At 63.6% G+C, this 12,942-nt stretch carries 8 protein-coding genes; 1 reads left to right on the top strand and 7 read right to left on the bottom strand.

The window, feature by feature from the left end; genetic code table 11:
* Window positions 1–487 precede the first annotated feature (487 nt).
* The 4 genes from IRI77_RS18810 to IRI77_RS18795 are packed head-to-tail and all read right to left on the bottom strand — an operon-like array spanning window position 488 to window position 4,358.
* Window positions 488–886, bottom strand: a complete 399-nt coding sequence (locus IRI77_RS18810; protein ID WP_194446580.1) for a RidA family protein — start codon at window positions 884–886, stop codon at window positions 488–490.
* Entirely contained in the window at window positions 883–1,725 is an 843-nt protein-coding gene (locus IRI77_RS18805; RefSeq protein ID WP_194446579.1) for an ROK family protein, read from the bottom strand. Before IRI77_RS18805 ends, IRI77_RS18810 begins: the two co-directional genes overlap by 4 nt.
* A 42-nt stretch (window positions 1,726–1,767) precedes the next feature.
* The gene (locus IRI77_RS18800; RefSeq protein WP_194446578.1) at window positions 1,768–3,015 is read right to left on the bottom strand and encodes a hypothetical protein; all 1,248 of its coding nucleotides are present in this window, start codon (window positions 3,013–3,015) and stop codon (window positions 1,768–1,770) included.
* On the bottom strand, window positions 3,015–4,358 hold the full coding sequence (locus tag IRI77_RS18795) for a neutral/alkaline non-lysosomal ceramidase N-terminal domain-containing protein (protein WP_194446577.1): 1,344 nt from the start codon (window positions 4,356–4,358) through the stop codon (window positions 3,015–3,017). The genes IRI77_RS18800 and IRI77_RS18795 overlap by 1 nt, the downstream gene beginning before the upstream one ends.
* 59 nt (window positions 4,359–4,417) lie before the next feature.
* On the opposite strand from IRI77_RS18795, the gene IRI77_RS18790 reads away from it, so the two are divergent.
* Window positions 4,418–7,546 carry a TonB-dependent receptor gene (locus tag IRI77_RS18790; protein WP_194446576.1) on the top strand — a complete coding sequence of 1,043 codons (3,129 nt, stop codon included), beginning with the start codon at window positions 4,418–4,420 and terminating at the stop codon, window positions 7,544–7,546.
* 18 nt (window positions 7,547–7,564) lie between these two features.
* Here the strand turns inward: IRI77_RS18790 and IRI77_RS18785 are convergent, their stop codons facing one another.
* From IRI77_RS18785 to IRI77_RS18775, 3 genes are all read right to left on the bottom strand, one after another.
* Window positions 7,565–8,182 (bottom strand): orotate phosphoribosyltransferase, encoded by a 618-nt coding sequence (locus IRI77_RS18785; RefSeq protein ID WP_194446575.1) that lies wholly within the window; start codon window positions 8,180–8,182, stop codon window positions 7,565–7,567.
* Window positions 8,183–8,306: 124 nt separating this feature from the next.
* Window positions 8,307–11,234: a PAS domain S-box protein gene (locus tag IRI77_RS18780; protein ID WP_194446574.1), complete on the bottom strand. Its 2,928-nt coding sequence runs from the start codon at window positions 11,232–11,234 to the stop codon at window positions 8,307–8,309.
* Between the two features lie 101 nt (window positions 11,235–11,335).
* Entirely contained in the window at window positions 11,336–12,685 is a 1,350-nt protein-coding gene (locus IRI77_RS18775; RefSeq protein ID WP_267239317.1) for a sugar transferase, read from the bottom strand.
* Window positions 12,686–12,942: the final 257 nt, after the last annotated feature.

Raw genomic sequence — 12,942 nt, 5'->3', positions numbered from 1 at the left:
AACTCAAAAGGGCTAGTGTTTCGATCGTGCTAATTCGACTGGTAGCTCAGTGGTTCAGTGCGGTGTCTGTGTAAGCACTGTATAATCAGCATGATGGGAGGAGAGAGGCGAGCGGGGAGACTGTTCCTGGCGCGATCAGGCGGGTGTACAAAAGATCGGACTTATGGTTTTCTGAAATACTTATAACGCGCTTTTCCTCTCGCGTAACAGAAAGCACTAATTGAAGTTGCGATCCTCTGTACAAAAGATGGGTGAGTTCTTGGGGTACTCTTAGCGGCGACACTGTTCGCGCTCCGTTTTAATCTTCCGCGGCCGGCGCCGGCGCCCCTGTTAACCAAAAGATCTGGTGATTGATGTTCCTTAATGGAGTACAATCCCGAGAATCCGGCCGGCCGTGTTCAGGCGCACTTCCACAGCCGGCGCCCGCACCGCCGGTTCCGGAGACTCGCTGGGTTTCTATGGAAAGTCCGGCGCTGCCCGCGACTGCTCAGTCGCCCGCGATATAGGCGTCCACTTCGATCTCCACCAGCAACCTCGAATCCACCAGGCCGCTGATCTGGACCATCGTCGCTGCCGGCCGCACATGGCCCACCGCCTCGAAGTGCGCCCGGCCAATCGCATCCTGGTGCGCCAGGTGTGTGATGAACATCCGCGTCCGCACTACATCGTCGAGGCTCGCACCTGCCTGCTTCAGCGCACGGCCGATCTTGTGGAAGACATACTTCGCCTGCTCGTAGGCATCGCCCTCACCCACGATCTCGCTCTGCTCGTCCACCGCCGTCGTGCCCGCCACCCATACGTGGGCGCCGATCCGCACGGCCCGCGAGTAGCCCACCACCGGCTCCCACTTCGCGCCCGACGAGATGTTGATTCTCTGTTCGCTCATACGCATTCCATCGCCAGGACAAACGCCCCGCTCAGGCCCGGATACTCCAGCCCCGGAGGCACAATCGCCGGCAGCGGCAGATACCCTTGGCTCAGCTCCTCCGCCCGCGTCCGCACCAGCGGAAACAGGTGCCGTTGCCCCATCACGCCGCCGCCCAGCACAATCACCTGCGGCGACACGACACACGCCAGATTCACGCAGGCCTGCGCCAGGTAGTCAGCCTCGATCCGCCATGCCTCGTGTTCCGGCGCCAGTTCATCGGCCGGCACGCCCCACCGCGCCTGCATCGCCGGACCGCTCGCCAGCCCCTCCAGGCAGTCGCCATGGAAGGGACACACGCCCTTGAATTCCGCGATCTCGCCCGGAGCCCGCCGCACCAGCAGGTGGCCCATCTCCGGATGCATCAGCCCGTGCACCAGTTGCCCGCCCACCAGGGCTCCGCCGCCGATCCCCGTACCCACCGTGATGTAGACCAGATTCTCCAGGCCCTTGCCCGCGCCGCAGCGCGCTTCGCCCAGAGCCGCTCCGTTCACATCGGTATCGAATCCCACAGGCACATTCAATCCGCGCCGCAGCGCATCGCGCAAGGGGAAGTTCTGCCACGCCAGCTTCGGCGTATTCGTGATCGCGCCGCTCGCGAAGTCGATCGGCCCGAAGGTCGCCACCCCGACGCCCTTCAACGGACCCCGCTCCCTGAAGTACTCCACCACCTCCGACACCGTCTCCAACGGATTGTTCGAGGTCGAAAAACGCCGCACATCCCGCGGCTGCAACGGATCATCACCGACGGCCACGACAAACTTGGTCCCGCCCGCTTCCACGGCTCCGTACAAACTCATCCCTACAGTATGCCGCGACCCCCAGCCGCTTGGGCGGCGATCTCAGAACGACTCGCCCGACTCCGCCAGCAGGCTCATCAGCGCGTCCCCACTGCGCCGGATCTCTTCCCGCGCCATCGCTACACTCCGCTGCCCCGCGGGAGCCCAGGGCTGCAGCACCCTTCGGAACTGCGCCAGCCACTCCGCCGGATGCTCGCTCTTCACCGGTGTGTCCCGCAGGAAGCCGACGAACGAAGCAATCGTCCCGTTCAGCGACGCATCCTCCGGAGCCGTATCCAGCAGGCTCCGGTACACGGCAGATTTGGCTTGGAAGAACTCCATCGCATCCTGCCCCTGCTCGGGCCGCCAGCTCTCCACCCGGTGCAGCAATACGTTGAACCGCGCCGGCCGGTCGTCCTCCGTCGAGTTCGATGTCATCCGTAATTCGTTCAGCGAACGGGTGAGGTCCTTCGCCGGTCCCTTGGACAACAGCGTCGCCGCAGCCTCATCCGCTGGACACGGCTTCGACGTTTGGACCCCTACGAATGCCTTGTACGCCTCGGTCAGCGCCCCGCCTTCCGGTGAACCCTGCGCCAGAACATCCACTTCGTCGTCCAGTTCTGGCACCGCCGCATACGCCCGCGGATCCGCACCCGCCGTCCGCATCGCGGACCCCAGCGCCGCCATCAACGCCGCCCTGTCCTTCTCGCCGGCCTCAAACTGCGACACCAGCCGCACCGCGCCCAGCAATTGCCCCGGGGTCGAAGACATGGCGATGATGTGCGCCAGATACTGCGCCGGCCGGCCCTCTTCGCGCTGCTTTGCCGTAAAGCCGCGCCGCGCAATCGCCAGCGCCAGCCCGTAATACTCATCCACACGCGCCACCAGCAGGTCCGCGCAAGTCGTCTTCGGCGGCACCGGCACCTGCATCGAAAGTGCCATCTCCTGTGCCTTGGCCGGACTCAGGTTCATCATCGCCAGCACGGCCCGCACCTGCAGGCCCAGGCCATCCAGGTTCTGCAGGCTGGCCTCCTGCCTCTTCCCGGCCACCGAGTCAAAGGTGACGGCCTCGCTCGCCCGCACCAGCGGATAGGGCATACTCGCCCGCGACGCCAGCTCGAACGCCTCTTCCAGCACCGCCATGCGCCGCTCTTTCGACGGGATCCGCTCCGGCGTGGCCTGCTTCATCAACAGCCAGGCCGCGATCTCCGGCGGAGCCTGCGCCGCCCGCTGCATCAGATCTTCCGGCGGACTCGCCGCTCCGCACATCCCGGCGCACACTGCTCCCCACACGACGGCCCGTGCAATCACTATTTCTTCACTCTGCTCATCGCCTTTGTGATCGCATCCTGAATCCTTGGCTCTACCTCTTCCGTGAAAGGCCCCGGGTGCCCGTAATAGATCATGCTGTCCACCGCTTCATATCCGCCTTCCCGCAACACGCGCGCACTGGGAATGTAGCAGGCCACATCGTTCGAATAGCCTGCCACCATCAGACGCTCTCCGGGGAACGTCCGTTGCACCCACAGCGAGTAGTCGATCACCACTTCGCCGCCCAGGGCCACCAGTGTGAAGCCCTGGTCAAAGCGGATCACCTGCACCGGATACTGCAGCGTCCTCGGTGCCCGGCCCTCCTGGTAAAGGGCCAGCATCATGGCGGCTCGCCTTGATTTGAAGACGTTCTGGTCCTTCAGTTCGTTAGTAAACTGCTCACTGGAATGCGGAGCGAAGGGCAGCTCCGCCATCTGGTATACGCTCTTGATTCGCCCCGATACCGGCTTCATCGGAGTCTTCACGACGCGCGCCACTTCACCGCCCAGCGACGCCCCATGCTGCTGGGCAAACTCCAGTTTCGACCGCGGATTCGGATTCTGGTCCCCCGCGCACAGCTGCATAAACAGCGCGGTCGCTCCCGGATAGGCCCTCTCCACGGCAGCCTGCGCAAAGCCCGCGTAGTCGCCCGTAATCTCGTAAAACTCCGCCGTCAGCGTCGTATTGTGGCAGGCATACCCAAACAGCACCGCGCGCACCTGCCCGTTCGGCGCAACCACTCGCAACACCGGCACCTTGTGATCCACCGGACCGTTTGGATTCACGCCCAGCAGCACGCCCTTGTCCGTCACCACCCGCCGGTTCGTCGCAAAGCCCGTCTCGCCGTAATCGAACGCCAGCGCCGCCGGCTGAATATCGCCCAGCGCGGCCGCAATCACCGTGACCAGCTTGTCGCGCAGCGTGTTCGCATACTCTTCCACTACCCGCTTCTGCGCCGGCTCCTGTGCCCCCATCACCGACAGGTTGTTCCGCACCACTGGCCCCGTGTGCGTGTGTGAGGAATTGAACACAATCTGGCTGCGCTCCAGCTTGTACTGCTCAATCACCTTGGCCGACACTACGTCCGTAATCGACTTCGGCAGGCCGATCAGATCGGTCGTCACAATCACGGCCGTCGTACCCTTTGCATCCTGCAACGCCAACGCCTTCGCCCAGATCGGGGTCGCCCCCTCGCTAGGCTTCGTCCGCGCCGCATACCCCGCCATCCAAATCGGACCGCTGGGTGTGATCTCCACCTTCGCAACCCCGGCCTTCGTGCCGGAAGCCGCGTACAGATACGGTGAAGTACTGATTAAGGCGATCAGAAAGAGCGTAGGTTTCATATCAATGTGATGTTAGAATCCCTCTGTTCATGTGTGAGTCGGCAGTCTGGGAGTCGCTCATGATGCTCTGCCGTTCCCTGTTGACCTTAGCCCTGTTGCCACTGGTTGTCTATCCGCAGGCACAAAGCAATGCCGGCAGCGTGAAAGGTTCCGTCCTCGATCAGTCAGGCGGAGCCATTTCGAATGCCAAGCTTACCATCAGCGATGCGGCCAGGGGCATCTCCAGAAACGCCGATACCAACACGGACGGAGCCTACTACTTCGCCCTTGTTCCGCCCGGTCACTACCGGCTCAAGGTCGAGGCCGACGGCTTCACCACCAAAATCCTGGAAGGCGTTGACGTCCGTGTCGGCGACACCCTTTCGCTTCTCATTCAGATGGTGGTGGGCGGCGTACAACAGGAGATCAGCGTCCAGGCCGATGTGCCCGTGGTCGAAGGCGAACGCGTCCAGCAGGCCAACACCATTGAACTGGGCCGCATTCAGAACCTGCCCATCAATCGCCGCAACTACCTCGACTTCGCCCTGCTTGCACCCGCCACCGCCGACACCTCCGCCATGGTCGACGGCACGGACTACCGCGTAGCCCAGACGCCGCAATCCGGCATCAGCTTCGGTGGCGGCAACGGCCGCGGCAACGGCTTCTTCATCGACGGCGTCGAGAACTACATCAACTCCGGAGGCGTCCGCCCCTCCATCAGCCAGGAAGCCGTCCAGGAGTTCCAGATCAACCGCAACTCCGCTTCTGCTGAGTTTGGCTGGGCCGCCGGCGGCACCGTCAACATCGTGACCCGCGGTGGCAGCAACGGCCTCCACGGCAACGTCTTCGGCTTTCTCCGCAACCGCGGCATCCAGGCCCGCAACTTCTTCGATCCCGAAAAGTCCGGCTTCACCCGCGTCCAGGCCGGCGCTACCCTCGGCGGCGCCATCCGCAAGGACCGCACCTTCTTCTTCGCCGCCTACGAACGCCTCGCCCGCCAGGAGACCGCTTTCGTCCCCATCCTCCAGGACCGCTCCGCCTTCAATGCCCCCACCGTCCCCCAGCAGAATCTCCTGGCCGCCCTCAATGCCTCGGGCAGCCCCACCCTCATCGGACTCAGCCGCGCCCTCACCGCTGCCCTCACGCCCGGTCTCAATCCGTACGTCGCCAAACTCTTCCAGGCCAACAGCGGAACGTTCCCCTTCAGCGAAGGCGACAACGCCGTCTCCGTCCGGCTCGACCACCGCTTCTCTGACCGTCACAGCATCTATGGCCGCGGCAACCTCTCCACCCTCCGCAACCAGAACGACCAGTTCGGTGCTCTCGTCGCCTACAACCGCGGCCGCAACTTCCAGCTCTGGGACGGCACCACCATGCTCAGCGACATCTTCGTCATCAACAGCAACTGGGTGGTCGAAACGCGCGCCATGTTCAACTTCAGCACCGTCTTCGTGACGCCCACCGACGGCGCCGGACCCGAGCAGAACGTCACCGGCTTCGGCTACTTCGGCCGCGAGATCTTCCTGCCTTCCCGCACCTACGAGCGCCACTACCAGATCATCCAGAACTGGAATCGCCACTCCAACGCTCACGACATCAAGTTCGGCGTCGACCTCAACCCCGTCCGCGACACCGCCGATACCGAGACCTTCTTCAGCGGCCGCTTCAGCTTCGGCGAAGCCATCCCGCTCTCCAGCGTCATCGCCGGAGCGGCCGGCAGCACCGCCGTCGTCCAGCAGATCTCGCAGTTCCTGCAGGCCGCCGGACAGAGCGCCCTGCTCCCCGTCCTCAGCCAGCCGGTCTCCGCGCTCCAGTCGCTCTCGCTCGGCCTGCCCACCTTCTACCAACAGGGTTTTGGCGATCCCAACTGGATCGGCTGGTCCAAACGCTACGGCCTCTTCCTCCAGGACCGCTGGCGCGTCCATCCCGACCTCACCCTCAGCGCCGGCCTCCGCTACGACATCGAAGTGAACGAGAAGGTCCTCGGCACCGACAAAAACAACTTCGCCCCGCGCTTCGGTTTTGCCTGGAATCCGGCCGGCAGCCGCGGCTTCGTCATCCGTGGCGGCTACGGCATCTACTACACGCCCACCAACCTCCAGGTCGCCAACATCGCCGACGCCCTCTCCGGCCGCTCCATCAACCAGGTCTTCGTGCCCATCACCGGCATCCCCCAGATCGTCAACCCGCAAACCGGCCGGCCCACTACCTCGGCTGACATCTACCAGACCATGCTCAAGCAGGGGATCCTCGGCTCGCGCACCATCACCCCGGCCGATCTGCTGCCGCTCGGCATCCGCGTCGGGCCCGGCCTCCCGCTCCGCGTCGAGTTTGGCAGCGACCGTCTGCGCCAGGGCTACTCGCAGCAGGGCAGCTTCGAAATGGAGCGCGCGTTCGGCGATTGGGCTGTCTCCGTCGGTTACCTCTTCAACCACGCCCTCAAGATCGCCCGCACCTCCGGCCGCAACCTCTTCTACACCGGAGCCACCAACCCCAACGGCACGCCCGTCTACGGCCGCATCGATCCCACGCTGCTGCAGAAAAACATCTTCACCTACGACGGCAACTCCAACTACCACGCCGGCATCCTGCAGGTGCAGCGCCGCATGGTCAACAATCTCACCCTCAACGCGCACTACACATGGTCCAAGGCCATCGACGACTTCACCGACTTCAACTCCGACTTCTCGCCCATGGACCAGCTCTGCAAACGCTGCGAGCGCGCCCTGTCGCCCTTCCACCACGCCCACCGTGTCGTTATCAACGCCGTCTATCAGTCGCCCGCGCACAACTACATCCTCGGCGGCTGGAACCTGGCCCCCATCTTTCAGGCCAACTCCGGACGGCCCTTCAACCTGCTGGCGGGTGTCGACGTCAATGGCGACAACTACAGCACGAACGACCGCCCCTTCCCCGCCGGCCGCGACATCGGCCGCGGACCGTCCTATGTCTCCGTGGATATGCGCCTCTCCCGCCGCTTCCGCCTGGGCTCGTCTGAGCGCGCCGCCCTCGAGTTCCTCGCCGAAGGCTTCAATCTGGCTAATCACACCAACTTCAAAACCGTGAACAACACCGTGGGCGCGGTCCCGCTCAGCGCCATCCGCCAGCCCATCACCGGCATAAAGGGCGCCTCACCGACCACACCTCTGGCGTTCACCTCGGCCTATGATCCGAGGCAGTTCCAGTTCGGGCTCAAACTCAGTTTTTAATCGCGGCGCGGCTGCGGCCTAAGTCCAGACCGTCTCCACAGTGCCGGAAATCGTGGTCTTCTCCGCCGCCTCGGCCGAGTCCCAGTAGTACATCGCGTCCAGCTTGGCCAGGTAGTAAAAAGGCAGGTTGCCGAAATTCGGCGTCTCCGGATTCGGCTGGTAGACCACCACCGCCAGGCCCACCACCTTCGCACCCTTCGATTCGATCAGCGCCTTGAGCTCAGTCAGCTTTCGCCCGCTACGCAGCACGTCATCCACCAGCAGCACCTTGTCGCCCGGCGCCGGTTCCAGGTACGGACGGAAGCGCATCGGCCCGCCATCTTCTCCGCGTTCGGCCCAGTACACCTGCTTCGCCCGCAGCGCTTCGCACACGCCGAAGGCCACCGGCAGCCCGGCGGTCGCCGGCGCCACCACGGACAGTTCGCCGATCATCGCCCGAATGTCCGTATGCGCTCTCAGCTTCCGGGTCAATGCCACACTCAGCATCTTCGACACGTCATAGTGGCGCATGGCCAGCGCCACCTGCAGGTACCGGTCGGAATGCAGTCCGTTGGGATACTGGAAATGGCCCGAACGGAGGGCGCCCGTCTCTCGCAACACGGCGACGACTTCATCTTCAGTAGGAATCAGTTGCATAGCTTTCTCGAAGCTCCTTCTGCCTCGGCCGCGCCTCTGCCCGCCCTGGTTAGGGGGCACACAGCGCAGCCGCCGCCCTTATTGTGTCACTCGCTGGCTCGCCGCGGGTAGCACCTTGGCCGGTCTATTTCGCCTCCGGCGGCGGCCCGAGAATCGACCGTACCTTTTCCCCCAGTTGATCCGGAGTAAATGGCTTCGGCAGAAACTCCAACCCCTCGTCCACCACATCCTGCTGTGCGATCACGTTGGCCGTGTAGCCGGAAATGTACAGCACTTTCAGTCCCGGCTTCTTCGCCGCCAGATTCCGCGCCAAGTCCCGCCCGTTCATTCGCGGCATCGCCACATCGGTCAACAACAGATGCAGCGGACCCGTGTGCTCCGCCGCCACCCGCAGGGCCTCTTCCCCATCGCGCGCCGTCAATACTTCATACCCCAGCCCGCGCAGCACAGACTCACTGAACGCCCGCACCTGGTCGTGATCCTCCGCAATCAGGATCGTCTCTGTCCCCAACGCGTCCGCCGGGCGCTCCGCCCGCTCATCCGGCTGCTCGGGGCGTCCGTCCGCCGGCAGATAGACCTTGAACGTGCTGCCCTTGCCTGGTTCGCTATACACCCAGATCCAGCCGCCCAACTGCTGCACAATGCTGTACACCGTGCACAGGCCAAGCCCGGTGCCCTCGCCGCTCCCTTTCGTCGTAAAGAACGGCTCGAAGATCTGGCGGACCGTCGCCTCGTCCATGCCGCAGCCCGTGTCGCTCACCGTCAGCAGTACGTAAGGTCCCGGCTTTACCGGTTGCTGCCCCGCGCTATACGCATCCGTCAGGTGCACATTGCTGGATTCAATAATCAGCTTCCCGCCATCCTTCAGGGCGTCCCGCGCATTGACGACCAGGTTCATCAGCACCTGCTGCATCTGTGTGGGATCGGCCCGCACGGTCTGCACGTCCGGTGCCAGCACCGTGCTCAGTTCGATGTCCGACCGGATCAGCCGCCGCAGCATCTTCTCCAGGTCCTTGATCACTTCGTTGAGATTCAATGGGCGCGTCTCGGGCGACTGTTGACGGCTGAACGACAGCAATTGCCTCGTCAGCATGCCCGCGCGCTGCCCCGCATTCCGGATCTCGCTCACCTGGGTGAAATACGGACTATCCGGCGGCAGTTGCGCCAGCAGCAGCTCCGAGTAGCCTTCGATTACCGTCAGATGGTTGTTGAAGTCGTGCGCCACCCCTCCGGCCAGGCGGCCTACGCTTTCCATCTTCTGTGCCTGCCGCAGCCGCTCCTCCAACTCCTTGCGCTGGGTCACCTCCACCATCGTCCCGACGAAGCGCCGCGGGTGCCCATCCTCACCCCACGCAATCACCTTGCCCCGGCCCACCAGCCAGACATACCGGCCATCCTTCCGCCGGGCCCTGTATTCGAAGAGGTAGGCCGGCGCCTCCTTCCGGAAATGGCGCTGCACAGCCTCCAGGTTCCGCTCCGCATCATCCGGATGGATGCGGCTGAGCCACTCCTCCAGGGAATCGGAGATCTCATCGTCCAGATAGCCGAGAATCTCCTTCCATCGCCGGGAGTAGTACACCTGCCCGCTCGCGACGTTCCAATCCCAGACACCCTCCTCCGCTCCTTCAACGGCAAACTGCCAGCGGTCTTCGATCTCCTGCAGCGAACCCTCGGCCTGCTTCTGCGCGCTCAGGTCCAACAGCAGCGCCACGGCCCCCCTCGTCGAACCATCCGCGCTCCTCAGTGGCGCCGCCGTCAGTTCCAGCGGAATCTCGGTTCCGTCTTTCCTCCTGCGGCGCACTTCCCGGCGCTCCATCGTCTCCCCGTCAATCACTCGCTGAAACTGGGCTCGAAACGCCGCCTCCGACTCCGCCGGCACGATGGGAACTTGACGGCCCACGATCTCCTCGGCGCTCCAGCCAAACACTCGCTCCGCCGCCCGGTTCCAACTCGTGACCACACGCTCCGGGTCCAGGGTCATGATCGCCGTCGGCGCCGAATCCACAATCGCATGCAGCAGCTCCGTTGCTGACCGCAGCGCCTTGGCCGACTCCAACTGCTGCTCGTAATGGGCTGCCTGCTGGTTTCTCCAGATCACGATGCCCGTCGTGGCCACAGCCAGCACCAGGGCGGCCAGCATCAGGCCCAGCAGCCGTGCCTGGTTGTTCAGCGGCGCAAATACCTCCGCCGCATCCACCTTGCTGCCGACGATCCAGTTCGTGCCCGGCACCACCCGCCACGCCGCCACCACCGGTACGCCCCGATAGTCGAAGATCTCGCCCGTTCCCGGTACGCCCGCCACCGCCCTCACATTCCGGCCGGTGAACCGCTCCACCTGCGTCCTCAGCATCTTGCTGCCTGGTTGGTGACGCAGTTCTGTCAGCAGCACTACTTCCGTGCCCTCGTGCCGCAGCAGCACCGCCTCGGCCGTCGGGCTCGACGTGGGCCAGATTTGGATCAGCGGAATCAGCCTCGTCTCGGGGTCCACTTCCAGCAGCAGAATGCCACGCGCCTCTCCACCCGGTACCGGGCGCAGTGCCGCACTCACTCCGACATGCGGCGCTTGGAGCTTCTCCGACGCATCGAAATCCCGGAACACCGGAGCCTGCGACGAAGCCGCCTCGTTCGCCGCCGCCGCGAATTGCGTGCGGGACGCCTCCGTCTGGCCCACTTGCAACAGAGGATGTCCGGTCAGGTCCGCCACGGCCAGGTGCGTGTAGCCATAGGTGCCGCGCAAGGCGTCCATCCACGTGGTGATGGAGGCGCGGTCCGCCGTGGTCGCTCTCCCGTCCAGCAGATTGAGCACCGCCGGCATCAGCACGGCCGCCGCCGCCGCCGCAGAGGCATCCGCAATCCGTTCCCCGCGCCACGTTGATATCAGCGTCGCCTTTTCCTTGGCGATGGACGTCAGGTCTCCTGCCACTTCCCGGCGGATCTCTGCCCTGCTGGTGGCGTAATAGTAGTAGCCCGTCGCGCCAATGCCCAGGATCAAGCCGCCGAGTATCAGGGATAGACGAATGCTGCCACTCGCGCCATGGGGATTGGACGGCATGTAAAGCTCCCTACATTCCGGACCGTAACTGCTTCAGGTATCGTCCAATGTACCGCTTTGTAAACGGCTGTAGGGGCGCCGTCCGTCACGCCGCGGGTAGGCTAGTTGGCGCCTTTGCCCAGGACGACCGTCGGTATCGTTTGCAGAATGATGCTCCAGTCCAGGCTGAGCGACCACTGGTCAATATAAGCCAGGTCCTGGCGCATCACTTCGTCGAAATCCAACTCGTCGCGGCCGTTCAGGGCCCACAGGCAGGTGAGGCCGGGTCTCATGCGAAGCCGGCGGCGCTGCCATCGTTCATACCGGTCCACTTCGTCCGGTACCGCCGGCCTCGGCCCCACGATCGCCATCTCGCCGCGCAGAACATTCCATAGCTGCGGTAGCTCATCGATCGAGAACTTCCTCAACCACTTGCCCAGCGGGGTCAGCCGCGGATCATTGGGGATCTTGAAGTTGGTCTTCTTGACGTTCAGGTGTTCCAGCGCAGCCTTCTGTTGCTCCGCATCCTCCACCATGGTCCTGAACTTATAAAGCGAGAACTTTCGCCCGTTCAATCCGCACCGCACCTGCCGGAATAGAATCGGCCCCGGCGAAGTGAGCCTCACCAGCAGGGCGGCCACGGCCAGGAGAGGGGAAAGCAGGATCAGGGCAATGGACGCGCCGGCCAGATCGGTGACTCTCTTTATCAGTAGCCGGACTTCATCATGCGGCGCGCCGGCGAAAGTCAGCATCGGCTCGCCTTCCAGCCGTTCCAGGCCCACCCGGCTGTGAATGTGCGGGAAGTAGTCGACGTGCACGCGCGTCCTCACGCCCTCCTCCTCACACAGCAGGAAGGTCTCTTCCATCAGGGGCAACTTGTCCGCCGTCACAGCGAAGACCAGTTCGTCCACTACGCGGGTCCGCAGCAGCTCGGGTAGGCGGGTCAACGGTGAAATGGAATAGTCCCGCGACAGCTTCACCTGCCCATCCGAATCGCCCAGAAATCCCAGCAGCCGCAAGCCGTAAGGTTCACTCTGCTCAATCAGCCGGCCCACCCGGAGCGCCGTCTGGCCCGTCCCTACAACATATAGGTGCCGCAGCGAAGAATCGGCTCCAAAGAATGCCGGCGCCGAAAGCCGCGTCAGCAGTCGCAGGATGCAAAGGAAGGCCAGGGCATAAAGGAAGAGTAGTCCAATAAACGGCCGGCTCAGGTCGATGCGCTGTGCGTACTGAAAGAAGACCACTCCGGCTGCCCCCAGGACGCTCTGCCGGAAGGCATTCCACAAAGCAATCCGCCGCCGGTCTCTAAGAATCGTGTCGTAAACCCCAAGCCACAGGCCGCTCAGGACCCATATGAGCTGGCAGGCGAAAATCAGCAGCGTCTTAACCGAGTTCTCAAGATAGAACGCCCGCTCCAGTGGGAGCCGGCCGCGCGTTGCATACGCGGCCTCAAAGGCTAGCCAAATCAACAAGATATCGGCAACGATGAATAGCGGTCGAGTTTTCCGGTGCTGACGGCTGAACACTTTTCGCCCATCAGAATAGCATGCGGTTAGAGACCCTGGCGAAGGATAAGTAGCGAGTTCACAGCAAGTTGCGTGCCATGCGGCAAATCATTAAGTGATCTTAACGATGAATCCGGTTGCGGAGGGGTATGGGGGATGTTACTCTGAACCTGTGGCCGCGACGGACAACGTCGGGCAGACGAAACAAGCAGAAAAAAGAGCTT

The sequence above is a fragment of the Paludibaculum fermentans genome, from assembly GCF_015277775.1.
Lineage (GTDB): Bacteria > Acidobacteriota > Terriglobia > Bryobacterales > Bryobacteraceae > Paludibaculum > Paludibaculum fermentans.
This window is presented reverse-complemented; position numbering and strand designations above follow the sequence as displayed.